22 protein-coding genes are annotated in these 23,564 nt (G+C 65.4%); 15 read left to right on the top strand and 7 right to left on the bottom strand.

The genetic code is table 11. The annotated features are described in order from the left end of the window. The 3 genes from LDO86_RS15230 to LDO86_RS15240 all read left to right on the top strand — a co-directional run bounded on the left by LDO86_RS15230 (position 1) and on the right by LDO86_RS15240 (position 3,432). On the top strand, positions 1 to 498 hold the full coding sequence (locus LDO86_RS15230; RefSeq protein ID WP_018768687.1) for a hypothetical protein: 498 nt from the start codon (positions 1 to 3) through the stop codon (positions 496 to 498). After that, the gene (locus LDO86_RS15235; protein ID WP_018768688.1) at positions 495 to 2,630 is read left to right on the top strand and encodes an Ig-like domain-containing protein; all 2,136 of its coding nucleotides are present in this window, start codon (positions 495 to 497) and stop codon (positions 2,628 to 2,630) included. The genes LDO86_RS15230 and LDO86_RS15235 overlap by 4 nt, the downstream gene beginning before the upstream one ends. A 175-nt stretch (positions 2,631 to 2,805) precedes the next feature. Beyond that, a complete protein-coding gene (locus LDO86_RS15240) occupies positions 2,806 to 3,432 on the top strand; it encodes a maleylpyruvate isomerase family mycothiol-dependent enzyme (RefSeq protein ID WP_018768689.1) in 627 nt (208 codons plus the stop codon). On the opposite strand, the gene LDO86_RS15245 is transcribed toward LDO86_RS15240, so the two are convergent. From LDO86_RS15245 to LDO86_RS15270, 6 genes are all read right to left on the bottom strand, one after another. Beyond that, positions 3,414 to 3,776 (bottom strand): metalloregulator ArsR/SmtB family transcription factor, encoded by a 363-nt coding sequence (locus tag LDO86_RS15245; RefSeq protein WP_018768690.1) that lies wholly within the window; start codon positions 3,774 to 3,776, stop codon positions 3,414 to 3,416. The genes LDO86_RS15240 and LDO86_RS15245 overlap by 19 nt on opposite strands. Continuing rightward, a complete protein-coding gene (locus LDO86_RS15250) occupies positions 3,773 to 4,231 on the bottom strand; it encodes an SRPBCC family protein (protein ID WP_018768691.1) in 459 nt (152 codons plus the stop codon). Before LDO86_RS15250 ends, LDO86_RS15245 begins: the two co-directional genes overlap by 4 nt. Positions 4,232 to 4,361: 130 nt before the next feature. Further along, positions 4,362 to 4,574 carry a hypothetical protein gene (locus LDO86_RS15255; RefSeq protein ID WP_018768692.1) on the bottom strand — a complete coding sequence of 71 codons (213 nt, stop codon included), beginning with the start codon at positions 4,572 to 4,574 and terminating at the stop codon, positions 4,362 to 4,364. Positions 4,575 to 5,091: 517 nt separating this feature from the next. Then, positions 5,092 to 6,441: an MFS transporter gene (locus LDO86_RS15260; protein WP_018768693.1), complete on the bottom strand. Its 1,350-nt coding sequence runs from the start codon at positions 6,439 to 6,441 to the stop codon at positions 5,092 to 5,094. A gap of 224 nt (positions 6,442 to 6,665) precedes the next feature. After that, complete coding sequence (locus LDO86_RS15265) at positions 6,666 to 7,718, bottom strand: trypsin-like peptidase domain-containing protein (protein ID WP_223992434.1); 1,053 nt, start codon at positions 7,716 to 7,718, stop codon at positions 6,666 to 6,668. A gap of 73 nt (positions 7,719 to 7,791) precedes the next feature. Next, positions 7,792 to 8,256, bottom strand: coding sequence for a hypothetical protein (locus tag LDO86_RS15270; protein ID WP_018768695.1), 465 nt, complete (start codon positions 8,254 to 8,256; stop codon positions 7,792 to 7,794). A gap of 435 nt (positions 8,257 to 8,691) precedes the next feature. Between LDO86_RS15270 and LDO86_RS15275 the strand changes: the two genes are divergently transcribed. The 4 genes from LDO86_RS15275 (at position 8,692) to LDO86_RS15290 (ending at position 13,884) form a co-directional block, all read left to right on the top strand. Further along, complete coding sequence (locus LDO86_RS15275; RefSeq protein ID WP_051081330.1) at positions 8,692 to 10,797, top strand: transglycosylase domain-containing protein; 2,106 nt, start codon at positions 8,692 to 8,694, stop codon at positions 10,795 to 10,797. Positions 10,798 to 10,962: 165 nt separating this feature from the next. After that, complete coding sequence (locus LDO86_RS15280; RefSeq protein WP_223992435.1) at positions 10,963 to 11,712, top strand: phosphatase PAP2 family protein; 750 nt, start codon at positions 10,963 to 10,965, stop codon at positions 11,710 to 11,712. A 133-nt stretch (positions 11,713 to 11,845) separates the two neighbouring features. Then, positions 11,846 to 12,919 (top strand): glucose 1-dehydrogenase, encoded by a 1,074-nt coding sequence (locus LDO86_RS15285; RefSeq protein WP_224084052.1) that lies wholly within the window; start codon positions 11,846 to 11,848, stop codon positions 12,917 to 12,919. Further along, on the top strand, positions 12,916 to 13,884 hold the full coding sequence (locus LDO86_RS15290; RefSeq protein ID WP_224084053.1) for an aldose 1-epimerase family protein: 969 nt from the start codon (positions 12,916 to 12,918) through the stop codon (positions 13,882 to 13,884). The genes LDO86_RS15285 and LDO86_RS15290 overlap by 4 nt, the downstream gene beginning before the upstream one ends. Positions 13,885 to 14,005: 121 nt before the next feature. Here LDO86_RS15290 and LDO86_RS15295 read toward each other — a convergent pair whose 3' ends face one another. Then, positions 14,006 to 14,506 carry a MarR family transcriptional regulator gene (locus LDO86_RS15295; RefSeq protein WP_051081332.1) on the bottom strand — a complete coding sequence of 167 codons (501 nt, stop codon included), beginning with the start codon at positions 14,504 to 14,506 and terminating at the stop codon, positions 14,006 to 14,008. An 84-nt stretch (positions 14,507 to 14,590) separates the two neighbouring features. On the opposite strand from LDO86_RS15295, the gene LDO86_RS15300 reads away from it, so the two are divergent. The 8 genes from LDO86_RS15300 to LDO86_RS15335 all read left to right on the top strand — a co-directional run bounded on the left by LDO86_RS15300 (position 14,591) and on the right by LDO86_RS15335 (position 23,559). Further along, positions 14,591 to 15,058 carry a hypothetical protein gene (locus tag LDO86_RS15300; RefSeq protein WP_018768701.1) on the top strand — a complete coding sequence of 156 codons (468 nt, stop codon included), beginning with the start codon at positions 14,591 to 14,593 and terminating at the stop codon, positions 15,056 to 15,058. Then, positions 15,055 to 15,720: a gluconate 2-dehydrogenase subunit 3 family protein gene (locus LDO86_RS15305; RefSeq protein WP_134163994.1), complete on the top strand. Its 666-nt coding sequence runs from the start codon at positions 15,055 to 15,057 to the stop codon at positions 15,718 to 15,720. Before LDO86_RS15300 ends, LDO86_RS15305 begins: the two co-directional genes overlap by 4 nt. Further along, positions 15,717 to 17,372: a GMC family oxidoreductase gene (locus tag LDO86_RS15310; RefSeq protein WP_224084054.1), complete on the top strand. Its 1,656-nt coding sequence runs from the start codon at positions 15,717 to 15,719 to the stop codon at positions 17,370 to 17,372. Before LDO86_RS15305 ends, LDO86_RS15310 begins: the two co-directional genes overlap by 4 nt. 2 nt (positions 17,373 to 17,374) lie before the next feature. Then, complete coding sequence (locus tag LDO86_RS15315) at positions 17,375 to 19,165, top strand: thiamine pyrophosphate-requiring protein (RefSeq protein ID WP_224084055.1); 1,791 nt, start codon at positions 17,375 to 17,377, stop codon at positions 19,163 to 19,165. A 3-nt stretch (positions 19,166 to 19,168) separates the two neighbouring features. After that, positions 19,169 to 20,275 (top strand): enolase C-terminal domain-like protein, encoded by a 1,107-nt coding sequence (locus LDO86_RS15320; protein ID WP_224084056.1) that lies wholly within the window; start codon positions 19,169 to 19,171, stop codon positions 20,273 to 20,275. A gap of 42 nt (positions 20,276 to 20,317) precedes the next feature. After that, positions 20,318 to 20,935, top strand: a complete 618-nt coding sequence (locus tag LDO86_RS15325; protein WP_224084057.1) for a hypothetical protein — start codon at positions 20,318 to 20,320, stop codon at positions 20,933 to 20,935. Next, the gene (locus LDO86_RS15330; protein WP_224084058.1) at positions 20,935 to 21,690 is read left to right on the top strand and encodes a ZIP family zinc transporter; all 756 of its coding nucleotides are present in this window, start codon (positions 20,935 to 20,937) and stop codon (positions 21,688 to 21,690) included. The genes LDO86_RS15325 and LDO86_RS15330 overlap by 1 nt, the downstream gene beginning before the upstream one ends. A gap of 63 nt (positions 21,691 to 21,753) precedes the next feature. Beyond that, positions 21,754 to 23,559 (top strand): glycoside hydrolase family 15 protein, encoded by a 1,806-nt coding sequence (locus LDO86_RS15335; protein ID WP_224084059.1) that lies wholly within the window; start codon positions 21,754 to 21,756, stop codon positions 23,557 to 23,559. Positions 23,560 to 23,564: the final 5 nt, after the last annotated feature.

The following is a 23,564-nucleotide window of genomic DNA, read 5'->3' on the forward strand; positions in this document are numbered from 1 at the left end:
ATGACCGCCAACCCAACCACCCGCCGTCGTGCAGTCAGGGCAGCGGCCCTCGCCGGACTCCTGGCCGCTGCCGGCGCCGGAACCGCCTACGCGTACTGGGGCACCGCGGGCACCGGCACCGGTTCCGCAGCCGCGGCCACCATGCAGGCCGTCACCGTGGACGCGCTCGTCGCCGGGGACAACCCAAAGTCGACGCTTGTTCCCGGCGGTACTGCCGACGTCGTCCTCCGCCTCACCAACCCCAACCCCTACGCCGTGCAGGTCTACAGCGTCACGGCCAACGGGGCCGCCACCGCGGACGCGGCACACCCCGGCTGCACCACCACCGGAGTCAGCTTCGTGGGGAGCGCGGCGCCACTGTCCCCGGCCACCTTCGTTCCGGCCAACTCGTCCACCCTGCTCACCCTTCCAGGATCGGCCGCCATGGATACCACCTCTCTCGCAGCCTGCCAGGGCGCCACCTTCCACCTTCCCGTCACGGCGGAGGTGCGCAAATGAGCCTCGCCATCCGTGCTTTATTCGGCCGCCCGTCCCGCCGGGTGCCCTGGATCATCACCGCGCTCCTGCTCCTGCTGGGCACGGGTACCGCTGCCTATGCCTTCTGGGCCTCGACCACCAGCAGCAACAACGCGGCCGCCGCTGCCGACGCGCTGTCCGCCGGGTCCAAGCCCGCCGTCACCGCCAACGGTGCCTCGCTCAGCGTCAGCTGGGCAGCCGGCACCACGGTCAACGGCCGGGCGGCCACCGGGTACACCGTCACCAGGTACGCGGCGGCCACCGGTGGCACCGGAACACCGGCAACAGGTGGTTGCGCGGGGACCGTCACCACGCTCACCTGCACCGAACAGAATGTCCCGGGCGGCATCTGGTACTACACGGTCACCCCCACCATCGCGCTGTGGACGGGTTCGGAAAGCCCGCGCAGCACCGGCGTCAGCAGTGACTCCACCGCCCCGGTGGCCTCGGTGTCCGGCATTTCGCCCACCCCCAACGCCGCCGGCTGGAACAGCACCAGCCCGGTCACCGTGACCATCACCGCCGACGACGGGACGGCTGGATCCGGCGTCGCCTCCATTACCTACGCGGTCGACGGCGGCGCCAAGCAGACTGTGGGCGGCAGCGTCACCAGCATCCCGGTGAGCGGCGACGGAACGCACACGGTCTCCTACTTCGCCACCGACAACGCCGGCAATGCCGGCACGGCGCAGAGCCAGACGGTGCGGATCGACACCCAGGCGCCTGCCGCACCGGGGCTCAGCGTGCCCGCCTTTGTGAACTCCGCCAACGTTGCCGCCGTACCCGTCACCGGGACGGCGGAGGCAGGGGCCAAGATCACCCTTACTGCCAGCGACACCGGTTCCGGCGCCCCACATTCGGTGACGGTTACGGCTACCGCATCGGGAACCGGAAGCTGGTCCGCCTCCTTGGATTTGAGCACCTTCAAGCAGGGAACGATCAACTACAGCGCCACGGCCGCGGACGCCGCCGGGAACACGGGAGCGGCAACTGCGGCTTCGAACACCAAGGACACCATCGCTCCGGCACCAGCGCAGGGCGTGGGCGTGCCTATATACGTCAACAGCTCCACCGTTTCCTCCGTGCGGGTCTCCGGAAGCGCCGAAGCCGGGACCACTGTGACGGTTGCGGCCACGGACACCACTACTGCCCCTCCGGTCACTGGCACGGCCACTGACGCCGGAACGGGTTGGTCACTGAACCTGAACCTCACGCCGCTCAAGGATGGAACAGTCACCTACGCCGTCACAGTCAAGGACGCCGCAGGCAACAGCAGTTCGGCCGTTACACCGAGCCCCACCAGTTTGAAGGACACTGTGGCACCGAAGCTGACCATTGACACCCCGGCGTACATCTACTCGGGCAACGTGGGCGGCTATAAGGTCAGCGGCACCAATGATCCTGGCCTGACCGTCAACCTGAGCGTCAGCGATTCGACCACCAGCGTCCCGGCAACGGCATCAGGGACGCCATGGACAACCGGCGGCCTCAATCTGGCGGGCCTCAAGGAGACGTCCACGGTTGTACCGGTGGTCACGGTCACTATCACTGCCACCACAAGCGATGCGGCAGGAAACAGCAGTACGGTCACGGCCACAGCGGTCAAGGACACCCAAGGGCCCACAGTTACCTCAGTCAAGCTGCTCAACGGCGGCTCGACCAATACCCGCCAGGCCTCAGCGGACGCTGGCGACACCATTACCCTCAAATTCTCGGAAAAGTTGGACCTGGCCAAGGTGTGCACCAACTGGACCGGCTCCCAATTGTCGGGCACTGCAACGATCACTGATAATGCGGGCAATGACACACTGGGTGTCACGATCCCCGGTTGCTCCGTCGGCACGGTATCCCTCGGCGGGGACTACCTCAACGGCGCCGCGGCCACCTTTGGAGCCCAGGGAACAGGCTCAACCCTCAACTGGGATGCCGCCAACAACGCCATGGTTATCAAACTCGGCAATGCGCCTAACGGCAGCGCAGGCGCGGGCACACTCAACGCGGGTGTCCCTGCGGGCCTGCCGGCGTACGCCCCACCACAGAGCCTGACCGACGTGGCGGGGAACCTGATCGGTACTGTCTCGTTCAGAGACACCCTCTCCTCAGGACTGGGATAGGTGACGCGTTACCGGCTCCCCACCGACTATTCGGCGGGGAGCCGGTGCGTGTCCGGCCGGGGTGTGGTTCACGCTCCTTACGACACACCCCACATACACTTTGGCTAGCGGATCCAGCAAAGGGGCGCGTGATCAAGCACCCCCGGACCGCCCAAGGGAACAGGAACCCAACGTAATGACGGACTTTGATGCCTTGATCGACGCCGAACGGAACCGCCTCATCGGCGCCCTGGAAAGGCTCGACGACGAACGCTGGAACTCACCGAGCCTGTGCGGTGGCTGGCGGGTGAGGGACGTCGTCGTCCATCTCCTGATGCCCTACCAAATGTCCCTACCGCGGTTCTTCATCAATATGGCCGCAGCCGGGTTCGCGTTCGACAGGATGGCGGACCGCTGGGCCACCCGGGACACCCGCCCGAAGGATGAACTGCTGTCAGCCCTTCGGCGCACGAAGGCGGAGCGTTTCGGGGTTCCAGGCGCCGGCCCTGAAGCACCGCTGAGCCACCTTGTCATACATGCGGAGGACATCTACAGGCCCCTGAAGATCGACCATGTGATAGAGCCGGAGAGTGCCAACATCGTCCTGGACCAGCTCACCACGCCCCAGGCCCAGCGTTCACTGAAACCGGGCCTGATCGATGGGCTTGCCTTCTCCACCCAGGACACGGGCTGGAGGCACGGCACCGGCGCCCAGGTGCTGGGCAGCGCGTCGGCCCTGATCTCCACCCTTGCGGGGCGGCAGGGATCCGCAGCCGAGCTGACCGGCGAAGGAGCCATTCTGCTTCAGGGCAGGGGCCGCTGACTTTCCCGATCCCGGCTGCTTCGTTGAATGGCTTCGGCCATGCTCTTGATTCTCTGGAGCCGGGCATCCCATGCAGCGCTGACCGACGACAACTGGGCAACGGCGCGGGAAAGCTCTGCCTGGTTCACCTCATAAACGCGTTGCCGGCCTGCGGGCCTGACATAGACCATCCCCGCACGGTGCAGTACCTCCAGGTGCTTCGCCACCGCCTGCCTGGTCACGGGCAGCCGGGTGCTCAGGCCCGTGGCCGTGCCGCCGCCTTCGGACAGGATCAGGTCGAGCATCTTCCGCCGGGTGGGATCACCCACCGCGGACCAGAGATCGTCGTCGATAGCGATGGTCATTGCGCAGCGACCAGCCGGCCGATGTAGGCCACAAGCCGTGGCAGGAAGTAGTCCCAGCCCCGGACGTGGTCATTGTAGTTAAGCTCGACGTCAGCTTGCTCCCATCCCTTGTCCTGGAACCCTGCCTCCGTAAAGCGCAGCAGTGTCCCCGAGCCCTGCGGAATCAGCTCAAAAGTCACCAGGAGGGAGTTTTCCGGCGATGCCGCGGCTTCGTCGTAAACCCACCTGAAGGAGAAGCGCCGCGACGGCTCGACCTCCACAACCGTCAGCTTCACCACTTTTGCATCTGCCGCCGTCCGGTCGCCGAAGACTATGTCCCCGCTTGAACCCGCGGTGGGGTCAAAGGCGGCCTCATCGGGCCACCATTGGCGCAGGTGTTCGGGGGTGCTGATGACCTCGAAAACAATCTCCGGCGCCGCTTCAATGTGGATTTCCCGCTCAATGCTGTTGTGCATGTCCAGTTCCTTTCGCAACCATTGGTTGCTAAGAGCCTAAACGACGCAGCACCCGAAGCGCAACCATCGGTTGCGCAGGCGTCTTCGCCAACCCGGAGCGGCAGAGATGACGACGGCTGAGATCGCCTGCCTACTTCTGCTCGGGTATCCAGAACGGGGCATTCACCCCCGCTCCTGTGAGGTTGTCGCAGCGGACCAGCTGGGTGCCGATGCGCTCCAGCGGGCAATCCACGTAGGTGTTAAGGACTTCCTCGTCATAGCCCGCGGTGGCCGGGGCTGGCCCTGCGGAGAGGAAGAGTGCCGGAAAAACGGCAGCGATGACCGGGACAGTGCGCTTGTGCAACGGGGGGCTCCTTGGATTCGGCAAGGGAGATTGACGGGCGGCCGGCCCTGGACGAGGGCCAGCGCAACTGGGTCCCCAGCCGATTCCCCAAAATGCGAATCCTGCCAGCTCAGGACTCTCCGGCAGGACCAAAGTACATGAACCGCCCGGGCAGCCATAAGGGTCCCGGGCACCCCTTATGCAGCACGGCCTACCCAATCATGACTCCCGCAATCCCGGGAACGGGCGCGGGGTGGGCCTACGCAACGAAAGGAAAATCCCCTCCTCCTGGAGGCTTATCCCCCAACACCCACCCCTCCGGAACCCTCCCCGGCCCTTAGTTGTTCGCGTGGATATGCGGACTCCTCTCCCCCACAAACCCACAATCCGTTGCACTGGCGCAACTGATGCGGGGGTGGGTCATGTCTCGGAATGGCCCACCTTCACCGCTGAGTTACCGTGACGAGCGCCTACCAGTGACGAGGCTGCGACCGGCATCCCGCTACCGGCGCAGTTGCCCGTGCTGCAAGGGCGCCCGTCAGGATGTTTTCCTCCTGGTTGCTTCTGCCTCTGCCCCGCCGGAGAGGGCACCCTGCAGCCGGGCACCGGACAGCGGCCTGTCACCGCTTCGCCGCAATGTCAGCATCACCAGGCCTGCAGCCAGGAGGCAACATGCCAGGAAGATGGACGTGGCCAGGAAACTGCCGTGCGTCACATCCTGCAGGAAACCACCAACGTAGGGTCCAACGAATCCGCCGAGGTTTCCTACCGCATTGATCAGTCCCATAGCGGTGCCGGCGACGGCCACCGGCATGGCCCGGGACGCTGAAGCCCAGAATGGACCGTCGTAGGCCAAGGCCCCGGCGACGGCGATGCTAATGAGGGTAACCGCAAGGAACGGCATATTGTCTCCGGTTGCTACCGAGACCACCAGCGCAACAGCACCGACTGCCATCGACAGCAGCACGTGAGTGGAGTAGCGGCCGGAACGGTCGGCCGCTTTGGCGTTGTACCAGAGGCCGACCATCGCCAGCACGTACGGAACTGCGGTGATGAGCCCCACCTCCATAGACGATCCGGAGGTAATTGTCTTGATCACGTGCGGCAGCCAGATGTTGATGCCATAGAAGCCAATCTGGATGAGGAAGTACACCAAGGTCAGCCGCCACACAACCGTGTTGGACATAACGTGGCGCAGGCCCAGTTTCTCCTGCTGAGGATGTTCCCTTGCATCCGCAGCGAGCCCATTCTCGATGTACTCACGCTCCTGGACCGAGCACCATGCCGCCTCGCGCGGATGGTCAGCGATCAGGGCCCACCACAGGGGTGCGGCGATGACGAAGGGGAAGATGCCCTCGATGATGAACAGCCACCGCCAGTCCGAGAAGGAGAGAATCCAGCCGGAGAGGGGGCCCGTAATGATGGAGGCGATGGCGATGTTCATCATCCAGAATGCGTAGGCCCGTGCCCGCTCAGCGGCCGGGAACCAGTGGCTGATCAGGACAAGGATCGCAGGCCAGATTCCGGCCTCGGCGACACCCAGGAAAAAGCGCACCACCAGCAGTTGCGTGAAATTTTGGATGAATCCGGAAAGAACGGCCAGTACGCCCCAGATGAGCACCATGATTCCGACGAACTTCTTCGCGCTCCAGTGCTCGGCGAGGTGGCCGCCTGGAATTTGCAGGACGAGATAGCCGATGAAGAAGATGCCTGCAGCCAGGCCCTGCTGGGCGGCGTCGATGCCCAGGTCCTGATGGAGTCCGTTCAGGGCGAACCCGATATTGGTCCTGTCCATAAACGAAATGATGTAGACGACAATGGCGACGGGAATCAACCGCTTCCACCGGGCATTGCCCACTGCCGTTGCTGACTTGACGTTCTGTGCCATTGGAAATGCTCCTTCGCGATATGGCTGATCAGACCGCCCCCCCAGTAAAGCTACTGCTCTCCCGCGGACCTCGTCGGGGTTCGCTTTCCGCCAAGCGGCGGAACGAGCGGGACTTGTTCGGACAGAGCCGACCTGACGTTGCAGGCTTTTACGCCTTGAGTTGGCGACCCTTACCCGAGCAGCATTTTCTTATTTTCACGCAACTATTGCGTTAGCGCAATAAGTCATTTAGCCAGGTCGCCAAGGGTGACGTGCAGGTTCTGGGATGCTGAGCCGCGCTGCACGATGACGTCCACCTGCTGCCCGGGGTCCTGTTTCCTGAGGGCCACCAGCAGGTCCGTCACGTTTCCAATGTCTGCCTGGGCGAACTTGGTGATGATGTCTCCTGCCTTCATGCCGGCTTGTTCCGCTGGGCTTCCTTGCGAAACGCTCACGATCAGCGCCCCCGCCGTCGTGGGCAGGGAGAACCGTTGGGCGAGTTGCGGCGTGATGTCGGTGGGGACCACACCGAGGGCGGCGTGTTTGACCGATCCGCTGGCCAACAGCTGGTCTGCAACGTCGGTGACAGTGGAAGATGGCGTAACGAACCCGATGGCTACGGCTCCGGTGCTGGGTGGAAGGTAAGCCTCGGAAAGACCGATTACCTGTCCGCCGGCATTCGCCACCGCACCGCCGGAATTACCGGGGGAAATCGGCGCATCGGTCTGCAGCAGGTCGATGGCGCCGTGGGGTGATTCCTTCGACGGCGGCATGTTCCGGTGCAGGCTGGAGACAATTCCGGCAGTGACGGTTTCCTCCAACCCCAGCGGGCTTCCGATGACAACGGTCATCGAACCCACCTCCGGATCTGTTGCAGCAAATTTTGCGGCCGGAAGGCCGGTGCGGTCGACCTTGAGGACAGCAAGGTCCGTGACGTCGTCAACGCCAACTATTGTGCCTTGGGACTGAGAGCCATCAGCGAACTGGACCTCAACGTTCTTAAAGGGCTGTTTTTGCTGGTCCTCCACGACATGGGCGTCTGTGACAATGGATCCATTGCCGTCGTAGATGACACCGCTGCCAAGGCCGACAGCAGTCCTGATGGTGACCACGGATGGTTCGACCTCCCTGACCACGCCGGGAACCGCGGCCAGGCCGCCGCCGCCCGACAGGCTTGCCTTGGATGCGTCCGGTGATGCAGTGGAGGAACCGGGCCCCGGTGCCGGGTTTCCCGTACAGCCCGTCAGCGTCAGCGCCGCTGCGGTCATTCCAGCCGCCGCGTAGAGTCTTAACCTCATTGGATACCTCCTCTTTGAGAGATCGCCCGGGAGGGGCGGTCGCCTGTCTTGCCCAGCAGGGCTGCTGCCAGCGTCAAGGGCTGGGCGAAGGAACATAAGGCTGGTACTGGTCAAAAGTCCCGTCCTGAATGGGGACGTTGATTCTGGTTTCCTGCCCCTTCACGCTTACTGTCAGGTCAGTGCGCGCCCCGGGAGCCTCCGCGGCACTGTTGAGAATGAGGGGCGTCTGGTCAAACTCCTTGTTCCCGCTTGCCGGGATCCTGACCTGGACTTGCTCGTCGGAGTCGGCCAGGACCATCTCAATATCAGCAGCCGTGGTGTTGATGATCGTTCCCAACACGCGTGCGGGTTCATTTTGCCCTGATGTCACAAGCAGAACGCTTCGCAACTCCAGCCCGGCAAAGTTCAAGTCGGAACCGAGCGCAATGGGATCGCGGTCCCCTTCGGAAGGGTTGTAGCAGCCGGTAGCCAGAAGGGCCGAGATCACCAGGACGGGCAGGAGGCGGAAAAACCGTATGGTGCCGTGGGCGGGTTTCATGGATGTTCCTTTCCCTGGCGTTGAGATGCTGCCGGCTGGTCAAAACAGAAGCCTGCATGAGATCTGCAGGTGACAATGCGGCGGAGATGGCGCAGGTCGCCTGGCAGCCCAGTACAGCTTTTCCCCTGCCCCACCGTGGTTAGCTTTAGGGCTTCATCCGTGGGCTTCCCCGATATATCCCCTCCCTCAGTGTGGCGCAGCACTTGCGCCAACGCAATCACTATCCACTTAGCAAGTTCCACTTTTCTGAATTGTTGCCCTCCTGTTACCGGATTCAGCCCTGTCGATGCAGATTCGGGACATAGCATTGTTTGCACATTGGCAATCATTCCGAGACAAGCGGCACTAGACCCAGGAGGGGTTGCTTCCAGGCACCCCTGTCCATGCGACGCCTTGATCGAAGTGCAGTGACGACACGACAAGGAATTCTCCTGCATGCTCCTTAGAGACAAACTGTGGCGAAAGGCTGCCGCCTTCATGGCTGCCTGCGTCATCGGCGGCTTCCTGGTCACCGGGCTCCTGGTCCCCGCGGCGGCGTTGGGCTCATCCCTGGCCGCTACATCCACCAAGCTTTTCGAGCAGCTGCCCTCAGTGCTGGATCTGAACCCCCCGGCCCGGAACTCGGAGGTGCTGGCTAAAGATGGGTCGGTCATCGCCACGTTCTATTCGCAGAATCGCGTGCCGGTGGAACTGGAGCAGGTATCACCGTTTATGCGCGACGGGATCGTGGCCATCGAGGACTCCCGTTTCTATGAGCACGGCGGCATCGATCCAGCGGGCATTCTCCGGGCCCTCTACGTGGACACCTTGGGCGGCCGGCAGGGCGCATCGACCATCACCCAGCAGTACGTCAAGAACGTGCTCATCCAGGCGCTGATCTCCAGCGGCAGGGCGGACGAGGTCAAGTCCAGCGCGGCCAGGACCATCGGCGACAAACTTCGGGAGATGAAACTCGCCGTCAGCCTCGAGGACAAGTACTCCAAGGACCAGATCCTTCAGGGCTACCTGAACCTGGTGTATTTCGGCAACGGAGCCTACGGCATCCAGTCGGCAGCCAAAGAGTATTTCGGCGTCGCCGCAAGCGACCTCAGCCTTACCCAAGCCGCCGCCCTGGCAGGAGTGGTCAACAGGCCCCTGTACTACGATCCGATCACCGAACCAGGCCATGTGGTGGCCCGGCGCAATGAAGTTCTGGACCAAATGCTCCAACAGGGTTACATCTCCACGGTCCAGCACGACAAGGCTGCCGCCGCGCCCCTCGCCTTGAACGTCCAGCCAACCGTCCAAGGATGCGCCGCGGCGACTTCTCCATACTTCTGCGACTACGTCCAACGTTTGATCCTCAACGACCCCGCCTTCGGGGCCGACGAGACGGCCCGGCGCAGACTTTTGTACCAGGGTGGGCTGTCCATCCACACCACTCTGGACCCGGACCTGCAAAAAGTGGCCCAGGGACAGGTCAATGCCTCGCTTCCCCCGGCGGATCCCCTGCAGCGCGGGGCCGCCCTTGTCAGCGTCCAGCCCCGGACGGGCAAGATCCTTGCCATGGCCCAAAACACCATATACAACCCGGCGCCTGGGCCCGGACACTACACGGGCAACTTCGCCCTCCCAGAAACGGACAGCCGCGGTAAGCCGCTCCATGGTGCCGGCGGCTTCCAGATCGGTTCCACGATGAAACCATTCGTCTTTGCTGAATGGCTCAATTCCGGCCGGTCCATGGCTGTCCGGCTGGACGGCTCGGTCCGCACCTACAAGGCCGGCTTCCCATGGAAAAACAGCTGCGGCACGACGGCCGGGTCCTACGATCCCGCCCTCGGCCAGACACCCCTGCCCAACGACGACCCCTACCACTACTACCGGATGAGTGTCCTGGAAGGCCTGTACCACTCCATCAACACCATCACGTTCCAGTCAGCAACGCAGCTGGATTTCTGCAACATCCAGAAGATGGCCACAGCGGCGGGCATCAAGGACGGCCACACCAACAAGCCCTACGACCTCTCCAGTATCGCCAACCTGATCGGCACCCAGGATGTCGCGCCGCTGGACATGGCTACCGCTTACGCAACTTTCGCGGCCGGAGGAATCCGCTGCAGACCCGTCGCCTTGGAGACGGTCACCGGACCCGGCGGACACCACTACCCGGTGCCAGCCGCGGACTGCACCCAGACCATCGACCCGGACGTCGCTGCCGGCGTCACGTACGCCCTGAAGCCAGTACTGACCAAAGGATCGGGCTACAACATTCCCGTGAACAAGGAACAGGACATCTTCGCCAAAACCGGCACCACCGACGGACACACCCAGACATGGACCGTTGGCGCCACCACAGGCATCGCCACCGCCTCATGGTTCGGAAGCTACAAAGGATTCGGGCCGGAATGGGCAAATGAGCACATCACCATCAACGGAAAGTACTACGCCGGTCTGGACGGAGCAAACATCGCCGGCACCCAGTGGGCCCACCTCATGAACGCCGCGGCCCCAAAATACCCAGGCGGCCCTTTTCCCTCGCCACCACCATCAATGCTCCGCTGACGGGGGCGGGCCAGCCCCGTATTCGATTGCGCAATTACAATTATTGCGCTATCGTTCATTGATACTCGGTGAAGCAACGGTGGCTTTTTCACGAGCTTCACTTCCCAAACCGCGAAAGTTCCCCAACGACGAGGAACCAGTCCAGCAGGAGGAATGGGTGCCGCCGTGGCAAGCGATGACGACGATGTCCGCCCTGATGTAAAAGAGTCGCAGTCTCAATCCTTGGCTTTTCGCTTAGGCGACGGATTCATTGTTCCCCCAGGCCGGTTCCTCGTCCTGAGCGCAGTGTCACTTGCGCTGGCCCTGGCCGGCGCCGCTTCCTTTTTGCTGACGCTGGGGGAAGTGCTTCACGGCAATGGCGTCACAGCGGCCGACGGTCCCATGACCGAGTGGTTCGTGAATCACCGGACCAGTGCTGCCACCATGGTTCTGGCGGGACTCGCCATTGTGTTCGGCCCGGTCGCCCTTCCGCTGATAACACTGCTCGCCACCACGGCCTGGGCCCTTTTGACCCGCCGCCTTTGGCGCCCCTTGCTGCTCGCCGGGTCGATGCTCACGGGGGTCATCATTACGGAGGTCATCGCCCACGCCGTGGGACGTTCCCGTCCCCCAGCGGCACTGATGATGCTGGGCGCCGATGCCACTTCATCGTTTCCTTCCGGGCACGTCGTCGGTGCCTCAAACTTTCTGCTGATCGGCGCATACCTGCTCTATTCCCGCTCCTCCCGCACGGTTTCCGTGATCGTTGCCTTCAGCGCTGCAGCCGGAGGCCTGACACTGGAAGCAGCAAGCCGCGTTTACCTCGGCTATCACTGGTTTACAGATACGCTCGCGTCCGCCTCCATCTCCGTGGTTCTCCTCGCGGTCGTGATCATGCTGGATATCAACCGCGGCGGCCATGCGGCAGAACAATGAGTGCGAAAGCCGACTGGCTGCCCGGCTGCTGAGCGGGCTCGATGGACGTTAGCGCTTGCTTCCCCCACACTGTTGCGTGATCGCAAATAAAGCGAGACACTGGCCAGGACAACCACGGCTAAAGGGAGACATCATGCGTGCGCTGACAGTGACCCCGGGAGTCAAGGACTCCCTTCACCTGCGCGACATTCCGGAACCGGCAGCGGGTGAAGGACAAGTGCTGGTGGATGCCCTGGCGGTTGGCCTCTGCGGCACCGACGCCGAGATCATCGCGGCAGATTACGGCGAGGCTCCGCCGGGCCAGGACTACCTGGTGCTGGGCCATGAAAACCTGGGCCGGGTGCGGGAAGCTCCGCGGGATTCCGGCCTCGCCGAGGGAGACCTGGTGGTGGGCATTGTCCGCAGGCCCGATCCCGAACCCTGCAAAGCCTGCGCCGCCGGCGAGTGGGACATGTGCCTGAACGGCAAGTACACCGAGCACGGCATCAAAGGCCTGGACGGATTCGCGCGCCAGCAATGGCGCGCCGACCCGCAGTCCATAGTGAAACTGGAGGCGGGGCTGGAAGACGTGGGTGTGCTGCTGGAGCCCACTACCATCGTGGCCAAGGCCTGGGAACAGATCACCAGGATCGGGCAGCGGGCTTTCTACGACCCTCATATCGCCGTGGTGACCGGAGCCGGACCCGTTGGCTTGCTCGCCGCACTTCTGGGCGTCCAGCAGGGCCTGGAAGTCCACGTCTTCGACATCGTCAAGGACGGGCCCAAGCCGGAGCTGGTCCGGGACCTCGGAGCCATCTACCACAGCGAATCACTGCCGGACTCCGGCCTGAAACCGAACGTCCTGGTTGAGTGCACGGGCGTCACCCCCGTGGTCCTGGACGCACTGCGCTGCCGCGCCCAGGACGCCATCACCTGCCTGACCGGCGTCTCGGGAACCGGGAACCAAACGGAAGTGGATGTCGGCGCCCTCAACCGCGAGGAAGTGCTGATGAACGGCGTGGTCTTCGGCAGTGTCAACGCCAACCGGCGCCACTACGATGCCGGCGCCAAGGCCCTGTCCTCTGCCAACCCCGACTGGCTGCGCCGCCTCATCAGCCGCCGGGTACCCCTCGAAAACTACGCTGAGGCCTTCCATCACAGGCCTGACGACGTCAAGGTTGTGCTGGACCTGCAAAAGTCCCGCGGCGGCAGAGGCGACCAGCGATGATTCCCCGCCGGGAACCAACAGAAGCCACCATCGACCACCGGCACCCGTCCGGGCTCCAGTACGAAATCCGGTACGGCGGGCAAACCGCGCACCTCACGGAGGTTGGCGGGGCATTGCGGGACTACCTGCTGGACGGCCGCACCTTGCTGGACGGGTATGGACCGGATGAGATGTGCACGGGCGCACGCGGTCAGTCGCTCATCCCCTGGCCGAACCGGATCAAGGCCGGCAGCTATGAGTGGGAAGGCCGTCGGCTCCAGCTTGACCTGAGCGAGCCGGACAAAGGCGGGGCCATCCACGGACTGACCCGCTGGCGGAACTGGAATGCCCCGGTTGTGGAGCAGACCGACGAATCCATCTCCTTCGCCTACACCCTGCACGCCTGCCAAGGCTGGCCCTGGGTCCTCGACTGCCGGCTGGACTATCAACTCGGTCCGGACGGATTGACGGTGCGGAGCACGGCGGTGAACCGGAGCGACTCGCCGTGCCCCTACGGGACTGGGGCGCATCCTTACCTCAGCACAGGAACGGTGAGCGCGGGCGCTATCGACACCGCCTTGGTCCAGGTGCCGGGGCGGACGTACCTGCCCGTGGATGAACGCGGCATCCCCACCGGGCACGAGCGTGTGGACGGCACAAAGTACGACCTGCGTGAACTCCAGCAACTTGGTGGCCGGCACATCGACGTGGCCTACACCGACCTTCTCCGCGGCGGGGATGGGCGCGCCCGCGTAAGGCTGCTGCGCCCGGACCGCTCCGGAGGAGTTGAGCTGTGGGTGGACGACACATACCCCTACCTGGAGATCTTCACCGGGGACACCCTCCCCCAACGGGACTGCCGCCGGACCGGGCTGGGCGTGGAGCCCATGACGTGCGCCCCTGACGCCTTCAACTCCGGCGAAGGCCTGATCACCCTGGACCCCGGGCAATCCCACACCGGACAGTGGGGCATCAAGCCAGCCTGAAGGATTCCCTCCGCCGATCCGGGTCCAGCAGAGAAGACATCCCACTTTTGCCAACTATTGCGCAAACGCAAATATTGGGTTTCAATGAAAACATGGCTTGCCGCACCAGGATCCGGTCACGTCACGTACCGGCTCCCAACGTAAAGCGACCGTCGGAGGTACCCTGGCCGCCGGCGGCGGCTGCGAAGGCCTCCAGCGCGGCGGCCAGCGCAGGACGCCGGCCCGCAGGCATCCTGGAAATCACCTCTGCGATGGCCTGCCGCCGGTGCTCCAACACGGAGTTGACCAGTTCCTTGCCCTTGCTGGTCAACTCCAACCGGATGTATCGGCGGTCCGCGGGGTCTTCACGGCGCTGCAGCAGGTCAGCCGCTACCAGCCGGTCGCAGATGCGGGTGGCATTGGATGCGTGCACGCCAAGCTCTGCGGCGACGCCGCCGAGGTTTTGTGGTCCGCGGGTATGGATAAGGACCAGCACCCGCAGCTGTGGCGTATTGACGATGTCCTCAACCTCAGCAACAGAGCGGGCCACCACGCGCAGAAGAGTGTCGGCGGCGCCCATCACCGCTTCGACTTCCCGACTTGAAGGTTCAGGGATCAACGCAGATCCGGCAGATGTATCCATGGGCACCAGTTTCCTCTAATGGTTGCTGTCCCGCAAAGTTTGCCAGCTTCCCTCGTCTGTTCGCAGGCGGCCCGAAGGAGAATCATGAAGACGCAACACCCGGCAGATCCGGTCCGCAGCACGGTGAATGGCATCGACCGGCTTGTACGGAATGTGCAGACGGGGAGGTTTGAGCGCTCCTTGTCAGGCCTGACGGCTGCCGGTGCCCTGGTCACGGCGGCGGAAATCTATCTGGAACATGACAAGGCCAGTTTCGGCAACAAGTGGATGTGGGTTCCCGTTGCCTTGGGCCCGCTGGGGGCCGCCGCGGGAGTAGCCGGCGTATTCAGCCGCCGCATGGCTAAGACCGCCCTCCCGCTGGCCAGCGCCGCGATCATTGCCAACGGGCTGCAAGGAACCTGGCTGCACCTGCAGGGCATCCGGCAGAAACCGGGCGGCCTGTCCAACCTGCGCTACAACCTGGAGATGGGTCCGCCGCTGTTCGCGCCGCTGCTGGTCACCCTGGTGGGCGGAATGGGGGTGCTGGCCTCCGTCCTGAGGCGGGAACCATGAGCAGCCTCCCACTGGACATGTCCGACGGCGGCGGCCGCTACCCCGGCTTCAGCACCCGCGCCCAGGCGGGCCATTGGGACCGGGCGACTGCCGCCGTCGTCGAGTCCCGCCTGGGTATGCCGCCGGACGTCCGTTTCTTCACGCCCGCAGAGGAGGCCGCAGCGCGCGCCCTCTTCGACCAGTTACTGGGCCAGCAGGGCGAGCCCCGGGTGCCGGTGGTGAACATGGTGGACGCCCGCCTGGCAGATGAGCAAACCGACGGCTGGCACTATGACAACATGCCGAGGGACGGCGAAGCGTGGCGGGCAACGCTCGCGGCGCTGGACCGTGAAGCGCACTCCCGTGCCGGCTCCACCTTTGCCGGCCTGGATCCAGAGCAGCAGGCCGGGCTCCTGCAGGACATCTGCAATCTGCACCGGGAACTCTGGCACGGCCTGCCGGCGGACCGGGTGTGGAGCCTCTGGACCCGGTACGCCTGCACCGCCTTCTACTCGCATCCCCTGGCCTGGGACGAAATCGGCTTCGCGGGACCGGCCTACCCGCGCGGCTACAAGAACCTGGGTGTGAACCGCCTGGAGCCGTTCGAGGTGCGCGACATCCGCCCCGATGCTGACCCCACCCACGGGCCAACCCACGACGCAGGCCACGGGGCAGACCGGTGAACAGGGTCCGCGAACGCAATGAGTCCGCGTGGCTGCTCCCTTCCGGACCCGGCAGCAACCTTCGGCTGCGGGAGAATATGCGGCGGTACGCCGAAACCGATGAGGTGGACATGGTCATCGTGGGCTGCGGAGCAGGAGGTTCCACGCTGCTGCAGCGCCTGGCACGGGCCGGGTGGCGGGCGGTGGCGTTGGAGGCGGGTCCGTTCTGGGAACCCGAGCAGGACTGGGTCAGCGATGAAGCCGGATCCCACCATCTGTACTGGACCGAACCACGGGTTATTGCCGGGGCTGATCCCGTGCCCTTGGGGTCAAACAACTCGGGCCGGGGGGTGGGCGGCTCCATGGTCCACTTCGCCGGGTACACGCCACGTTTCCACCCCAGCGATTTCCGGACCTTCACTGCTGATGGGGTGGGCGCCGACTGGCCCCTGGAGTACGCGGAACTGCGGCCGTTCTACGAAGACATCGAAGCGGAACTGCCGGTCGCCGGGGAGCGCTGGCCGTGGGGCGACCCGCACGGCTACCCGCACCGGCCGCATCCTGTGTCCGGCAACGGCGAGCTGTTCCTGCGCGGCGCCAACGCCTGCGGCATCACCGCGAAGGTGGGTCCGGTGGCCATCGCCAACGGCAGGTTCGGCAACCGGCCGCACTGCATCTACCGGGGATTCTGCCTCCAGGGCTGCAAGGTCAACGCCAAGGCATCCCCGCTGATCACGCACGTCCCGGACGCGCTGGCCCACGGCGCCGAAATCCGCCCCGACTCGATGGCCACCCGGATCGGCTTTGACGAACGCAGCGGGCTGGCAACCGGCGTCGAATATGTCCAGGGCGGCGTCACGAAGTTTCAGCGGGCCCGCCTGGTGGCCGTGGCCGGCTACTCGATAGAAACCCCGCGGCTGCTGCTGAACTCCGCCACGCCGCGCTTCCCGGACGGGATGTGCAACGACTTCGACCAGGTGGGACGGTACCTGATGGTCCAGGGCGCGCCCCAAACCGCCGGGCGGTTCCAGGCCGAGGTGCGGATGTGGAAGGCCCCTCCCCCCGAAGTCAGCACGGAGGACTTCTACGAAACGGACCCGGCAAAGCCCTACAAGCGGGGATTCTCCATCCAGTGCGTGTCCCCGTTGCCCATTACCTGGGCCGAGCATGTTGCCGCGCAAGGGCACTGGGGGTCCACCCTCCGCCGCTATATGAGCGACTACCCGCACTGGGCCTGCCTGGGCGCCCTGTGCGAATTCCTCCCCCTTAAGGAGAACCGGGTAACGCTGGCTGACGGGACGGACCGGCACGGCATTCCCGTGGCGTGCTTCAGCTACGGCCAGTGCGACAACGACCGGCAGCTGATGTCCGCAGCACAGCAGGTCATGGAAGAAATCCTGACCGCTGCAGGGGCAGAGGAAGTCATCACCATCAACCGCTATGCCCACTTGGTGGGCGGGGCCCGGATGGCAGCCACCCAGGACGCCGGTGTGGTCGACCGGAACTGCCGCAGTTTCGCGGTACGCAACCTCCTGGTCACGGACGGCAGCGTGCTGCCCACCCAGGGGAGCGCCAACCCCGCCCTGACCATCATGGCGCTGGCGGCCCGCGCCGCCCGCGTCCTGGTCCAAGGCGCCCGCCGCGGCGCCACGATGAGCGCAAAGGAAGACTGATCATGGCAACCACAGTGGCCGACTACCTGCTCGCACGCCTCGGTGAGTGGGGTGTGGACAAGGTCTTCGGTTTCCCCGGAGACGGTATCAACGGCATCCTGGCCGCCTTTGGCAAGGCCGGCAACCAGCCGAAATTCATCCAGGCACGGCACGAGGAGATGGCCGCGTTCGAGGCCGTGGGCTACGCCAAGTTCGGCGGCCGCGTGGCCGTGTGCATGGCCACTTCCGGGCCCGGAGCCATCCATCTGCTCAACGGCCTCTACGACGCCAAGCTGGACCACGTTCCGGTGGTGGCCATCGTGGGACAGACGGCACGCAGCGCCATGGGCGGCTCCTACCAGCAGGAGGTTGACCTGCTGACTCTCTTCAAGGACGTGGCTTCCGACTACGTCCAGATGGTGACCGTCCCCCAGCAGCTGCCCAACGTCATCGACCGCGCCATCCGGATCGCGGAGGCCCAACAGGCACCCACCGCTGTGATCATCCCGGCCGATGTGCAGGAACTCGAGTATGCCGCCCCCACCCACGACTTCAAGATGGTCCCTTCCAGCGTCGGTGTCCGCTGGCCCGACATCCAGCCTGACACCGACTCGATCCGCGGTGCCGCGCAACTCCTGAATGAAGGCTCCAAGGTGGCCATCCTGATCGGACAAGGGGCGCGGGGCGCGGCCGCGGAGGTCCGGGAAGTGGCTGAACTGCTGGGAGCAGGGGTGGCCAAGGCGCTGCTGGGCAAGGACGCCCTGCCCGATGACCTTCCCTACGTCACCGGCTCCATCGGGTTGCTGGGCACCCGCCCCAGTTACGAGATGATGCGGGACTGCGACACCCTGCTCACGGTGGGATCCAGTTTCCCGTACACGCAGTTCCTGCCTGAACCGGGCCAGGCGCGTGGCGTGCAGATCGACGTCGACCCCAAGATGATCGGGCTGCGCTACACCAACGAATTCAACATCGTCTCCGACGCCGCTGCCGCCCTGCGCGCCCTGATTCCGCACCTGGCCCGCAAGCAGGAGCGGTCCTGGCGGGAAAACCTGGAATCGAACATCAGCCGCTGGTGGGAAACCATGCACGACGAAGCCATGGTCAGCGCCAACCCGGTCAACCCCATGCGGCTGTTCGCCGAACTCTCCACCCGGTTGCCGGCGGACGCGATGCTCAGCGCCGATTCCGGCTCCTCAGCCAACTGGTACGCGCGGCAGCTGAAGTTCCGGGAAGGCGTCCGGGGCTCGCTGTCCGGTAACCTGGCCACCATGGGCCCCGGTGTGCCCTACGCCATCGGCGCCAAGTTCGCCTTTCCGGCCCGGCCCGCCATCGCCTTCGCCGGGGACGGCGCCATGCAGATGAACGGGCTGGCGGAGCTCATCACGGTGAAACACTACTGGCGCGAATGGAATGATCCCCGGCTGGTGGTGGCCGTCCTGCACAACAATGACCTGAACCAGGTCACCTGGGAAATGAGGGCCATGGGCGGGGTGCCGGCCTTCCGCGAGTCCCAGGCCCTGCCCGACGTCGACTACGCGGGTTTTGCGGAGAGCCTGGGGTTGCAGGGCATCCACGTTGAGGACCCCGACGACGTGGGGCCGGCCTGGGAGAAGGCCCTCGCCGCGGACCGGCCCACCCTCCTGGACGTCCGCACCGACCCCGATATTCCGCCGATCCCGCCGCACGCCACCTTTGAACAGGCGCGGAAGACTGCGGAGGCCATGGTCAAGGGTGACGACAGCGCCTGGGGCGTGGTGAAGGAAGGGGTCAAGACCAAGATCCAGGAATTCCTGCCGCACAAGGAGGGCTGAACCGTGTCCGCCGCCGCCACCCCGGTCACCGCCATCCGGGCAAGCGCCTTCACGGTTCCAACCGACGCACCCGAAGCGGACGGCACCTACAGCTGGGACTCCACCACCCTGGTCCTGGTGGAAGCGGACGGCGGCGGGAAGACCGGGTTGGGCTGGACCTACGCCCCGGTGCCGGCGGCGGCCCTGGTGGAAGGCTTGCTGGCCCCGGCCGTCCAGGGCATTGGCGTTTTGGACGTGCCGGCCGCGGCAGCTGCGATGGCGCGGACGGTGCGCAACCCTGGCCGGACCGGCCTGGCATCCTATGCCGTGTCCGCCGTCGACTGTGCCCTGTGGGATCTGAAGGCCCGGCTGCTGGAGGTGCCGCTGCATAAACTCCTGGGCGCTGTCCGGGATTCCGTGGCCGTGTACGGCAGCGGCGGGTTCACCACCTACTCCGACGACCAGCTGCGGGACCAGCTCCAGGGCTGGGCCCAGGGCCAGCACATCCCCCGGGTGAAGATCAAGATCGGCCAGGACGGCGGGACGCACGTCGCGCGGGACCTGGAGCGCATCCGCCAGGCGCGTGCCGCCATCGGGCCCGGCACGGAACTGTTCGTGGACGCCAACGGTGGCTACAGCGCCAAGCAGGCAATCCGGGTGATGCGGGACGCAGCAGATGAGCACGTCACTTGGTTCGAAGAACCCGTCTCCAGCGACGACCTCGCCGGACTGCGGGCGGTGCGCGCCGCCGTCGACGCCGACGTGGCCGCCGGGGAGTACGGAACGGGACTGGTGTACTTCCGGCGCATGTGCAGCGCGGACGCCGTCGACTGCCTCCAGGCCGATGTCAGCAGGTGCGGCGGGATCAGCGAATGGCTGCGCGTGGCCGCCGTCGCTGCCGCCCACGGACTGGAAATCTCAGGCCACTGCGCACCCCACCTCAGTGCCGCCGTCGCCGCAGCCACCCCTAATTTCCGGCACCTGGAATGGTTCCACGACCACGTCCGGATCGAAAACATGCTCTTTGACGGAACGCTTGACCCGGACGGCGGGTGGGTCCGTCCGTCGGATGTCCCCGGCAACGGGCTGGCCTTCCGCGCTGCCGACGCCCGCCCTTACCGGGTCCAGTAAAAGCAGGTACCCGCCAACCATGACAGGACCGAAAGGAAGCCCATGAGCACCAGCCCAGGCAACGCGAACCCCTCCGGGGCAAAGCCACTTGACCCTGACCCCACAGGCCAGGATCCGAGCGCCGAGGACCCCGGCGGGAGGCAGAAAGCGCTGCTGCAGGCGGTGATCTTCGAGGTCGCACGGGAGACCGAAGGCCGGGGGCTGGCGGATATCCGGGACATGCTGCAGTCAGGTTTCGCGCGCGCCGGCGTGGCGGCACCTACCAATGCATGGCTGGACTCGGTGGCTTCCGCGGCGTTCTATGGAGAGCCGTACATCATCGACCTCCCCGCAGCCCTGGCGGCGGAGGGTGCAGTGCCCGCCCCCAACCAGGAGGTACGGGAGCGGCTGGCCGTACGCCGGGAGCTGCGGCAGGAACAACTGCCGCCGGGGATCTTTCCTCCCGCGTCGGCCTGGGAGTTGGATGAGAACGATGTCACCGGCAGAAGGCCGGAGCCGGGCCCCGATGCCCGGGCCGTGCTGGAAAGCACCCGTGCGGCGCGGCGGATGCTTGCCGTGGCGGCGTCAGGCGCGGCCGCGGGCCTGGCCTTTGCGGCGGTCCGGGCGGCGAGGAACGCACGGCGCTGGAGAAGCGGACGTTCGACGGCGGGTGGTGCCTAATGCCGGCATGGCTGCAGGCATGGATGTGGGGCACCATCGCCGGCGGGGCGCTGGTGGTGGGATGCGCGCTGGCGTGGCAATGGAAGATCCCGCCAAAGGTGGTGTCCTCTGTGATGTCGTTCGGCGCCGGTGTGCTGATTTCTGCGCTGTCGTTTGAGCTCGTGGAGGAGGCCGTCAACGGCGGCGGACTGTGGCCCACCATCGCCGGGTTCGCCAGCGGCGCCCTGGTGTATGTGGCTGCCAATGCCGTACTGGCCAGCAAGGGCGCGAAGCATCGGAAGCGTTCGGGCGGCAAGCAGCCCTCCGAAAAGGAAAAGCCGGGCAGCGGGACGGCCATCGCCATCGGCGCGCTGCTGGACGGCATCCCGGAATCGGTGGTCCTGGGGGTGGGGCTGGTGACAGCGGGCGCGGTCAGCCCTGCCATGCTGGCCGCCGTCTTCATCTCCAATGTCCCCGAGGGACTGTCCAGCACAGCCGGGATGAAAAGGGCCGGCCGCGGGCCTGGCTACGTGTTCGGCGTGTGGGGCGGCATCGCCGTCCTCTCCGGGCTTGCCGCGCTGGTCGGGTTCCTGGTCCTGCAGAACGCCCCCGGGGAACTGGTCGCCTTCATCACCGCCGTTGCGGCCGGCGCCATCCTGGCGATGCTCGCCGACACAATGATTCCCGAGGCCTTCGAGGAGCATCACCTGCTTACCGGCCTGATCGCCGCCGCGGGATTCCTGGCGGCATTCACCGTGGACCAGGTGGGCGGATAGCTTCCCGGCTTCCCAACTGGCGGGAAGCCGCACCATGTCGGATACGAAACCCCGGAGGAACAGATGGCAAGGATCGAAGACTATGCGATCATCGGTGACCTGCACACGGCTGCATTGGTGGGCCGCAGCGGGTCCATCGACTGGATGTGCATGCCAAACTTCGATTCACCGGCATGCTTCGCGGCCCTGCTGGACTCGCCGGAGGCGGGGCGGTGGCGGCTGGCCCCGGCCGGAGCCGGTGACTGCACCCGGCGGCGCTACCGGCCCGGCACGCTGATCCTGGAGACGGAATGGGACACGGCGGATGGAAGCGTCAGGGTAACGGACTTGATGCCGGTCCGCGATGGTTCCGCTGACGTGGTGCGCATGGTGGAGGGCCTGAAGGGGAGCGTTGCCATGCAGGGCGAACTGTCCCTGCGCTTCGATTACGGCCGGATCGTTCCGTGGGTCCGGCGGACCAGCCACGGCATCAGCGCCATCGCGGGCCCTGACGCCGCCTACCTCAGCACCCCCGCGCCGCTGGAGGGCAAGGACATGCGGACCGTCAGTGAATTCACCGTCAACGCCGGTGACCGCATCCCGTTCGTCCTGCGCTGGGCACACAGTTACAAGGCCGTCCCGGACCAAACCGAGCCGGAGAAGGCGCTGGCCTCCACGCAGGAGTATTGGGAGCAATGGACCGGCCGGAACTCCATGGCCGGCGACTACAAAGACGCGGTGGAACGGTCCCTGATCACCCTCAAGGCACTTACCTTCGCCCCGACCGGAGGCATCGTGGCCGCCGCAACCACCTCATTGCCTGAGAACCCCGGGGGCAGCCGCAACTGGGACTACCGCTTCTGCTGGCTGCGGGACGCCACCCTGACGCTGCAGTCCCTGCTGGCCTGCGGCTACAAGGATGAAGCAGCGGCGTGGCGGGAATGGCTGCTGCGTGCGGTGGCCGGCAACCCCGCGGATTTGCAGATTATGTATGGGCTGGACGGGACACGCCGGCTGCCCGAGGCCGAGCTGCCGTGGCTTGGAGGGTTCGAAGGTTCCAAGCCTGTCCGGACCGGCAACGCCGCGGCCCCGCAGCTGCAGCTGGACGTGTGGGGAGAGGTCCTGGACGGCCTGGCCCTCACCCGGGCCGCGGACCCTGGCACCACGGATGATTCCTGGGATATCCAGGTGGCGTTGATGGAGTTCCTGGAGGGCGCGTGGGACCAGCCGGACAACGGGCTCTGGGAGATGCGGGGGCCCCGGCGCCATTTCACCCATTCCAAGGTCATGGCCTGGGTGGCCGCGGACCGGATGGTCAAGGCCGTCCAGGAATCCGGCCTTCCCGGACCCGGGGGGCGCTGGGCCGCACTGCGCAAGCAGATCCACGACGACGTCATGACGCACGGCTTCGACCAAAAACGCAACACCTTCGTCCAGTCCTACGGCAGCAGCGAACTCGATGCCAGCCTGCTGCTGATCCCCCGCGTCGGGTTCCTTCCCCATGACCATCCCCGCGTCGTGGGCACGGTGGACGCGGTCCAGAAGAACCTGACCGAGGACGGGTTCGTCCTGCGGTACCACCCCGAGGCCAGCAATGACGGGCTGCCTGGCACCGAAGGCGTCTTCATGGCATGCTCCTTCTGGCTCGCCGACGCGCTGCTGGGCATCGGCCGCCGGGACGAGGCCGTGGACCTGTTTGAACGCCTGCTTTCGCTGCGCAACGACGTGGGCCTGCTCAGTGAGGAATGGGACCCCCGCAACAGCCGCCAGCTGGGCAACACGCCCCAGGCATTCAGCCATTTCCCGCTCATCCACTGCGCCCTCCAGCTGCAGCACGGCCCGCACCATAGCAATATGCCGCTGAAGGAAAGGCATGCTGGCCTGAAGTGAACGGC

The organism is Arthrobacter sp. StoSoilB19 (assembly GCF_019977275.1).
Taxonomy (GTDB): Bacteria; Actinomycetota; Actinomycetes; order Actinomycetales; family Micrococcaceae; genus Arthrobacter.

Coding starts and splice junctions, on each gene's coding strand:
- LDO86_RS15230 (WP_018768687.1), top strand. CDS start 1: ATGACCGCCAACCCAACCACCCGCCGTCGTGCAGTCAGGGCAGCGGCC.
- LDO86_RS15235 (WP_018768688.1), top strand. CDS start 495: ATGAGCCTCGCCATCCGTGCTTTATTCGGCCGCCCGTCCCGCCGGGTG.
- LDO86_RS15240 (WP_018768689.1), top strand. CDS start 2,806: ATGACGGACTTTGATGCCTTGATCGACGCCGAACGGAACCGCCTCATC.
- LDO86_RS15245 (WP_018768690.1), bottom strand. CDS start 3,776: ATGACCATCGCTATCGACGACGATCTCTGGTCCGCGGTGGGTGATCCC.
- LDO86_RS15250 (WP_018768691.1), bottom strand. CDS start 4,231: ATGCACAACAGCATTGAGCGGGAAATCCACATTGAAGCGGCGCCGGAG.
- LDO86_RS15260 (WP_018768693.1), bottom strand. CDS start 6,441: ATGGCACAGAACGTCAAGTCAGCAACGGCAGTGGGCAATGCCCGGTGG.
- LDO86_RS15265 (WP_223992434.1), bottom strand. CDS start 7,718: ATGAGGTTAAGACTCTACGCGGCGGCTGGAATGACCGCAGCGGCGCTG.
- LDO86_RS15270 (WP_018768695.1), bottom strand. CDS start 8,256: ATGAAACCCGCCCACGGCACCATACGGTTTTTCCGCCTCCTGCCCGTC.
- LDO86_RS15275 (WP_051081330.1), top strand. CDS start 8,692: ATGCTCCTTAGAGACAAACTGTGGCGAAAGGCTGCCGCCTTCATGGCT.
- LDO86_RS15285 (WP_224084052.1), top strand. CDS start 11,846: ATGCGTGCGCTGACAGTGACCCCGGGAGTCAAGGACTCCCTTCACCTG.
- LDO86_RS15290 (WP_224084053.1), top strand. CDS start 12,916: ATGATTCCCCGCCGGGAACCAACAGAAGCCACCATCGACCACCGGCAC.
- LDO86_RS15295 (WP_051081332.1), bottom strand. CDS start 14,506: ATGGATACATCTGCCGGATCTGCGTTGATCCCTGAACCTTCAAGTCGG.
- LDO86_RS15300 (WP_018768701.1), top strand. CDS start 14,591: ATGAAGACGCAACACCCGGCAGATCCGGTCCGCAGCACGGTGAATGGC.
- LDO86_RS15305 (WP_134163994.1), top strand. CDS start 15,055: ATGAGCAGCCTCCCACTGGACATGTCCGACGGCGGCGGCCGCTACCCC.
- LDO86_RS15315 (WP_224084055.1), top strand. CDS start 17,375: ATGGCAACCACAGTGGCCGACTACCTGCTCGCACGCCTCGGTGAGTGG.
- LDO86_RS15325 (WP_224084057.1), top strand. CDS start 20,318: ATGAGCACCAGCCCAGGCAACGCGAACCCCTCCGGGGCAAAGCCACTT.
- LDO86_RS15330 (WP_224084058.1), top strand. CDS start 20,935: ATGCCGGCATGGCTGCAGGCATGGATGTGGGGCACCATCGCCGGCGGG.
- LDO86_RS15335 (WP_224084059.1), top strand. CDS start 21,754: ATGGCAAGGATCGAAGACTATGCGATCATCGGTGACCTGCACACGGCT.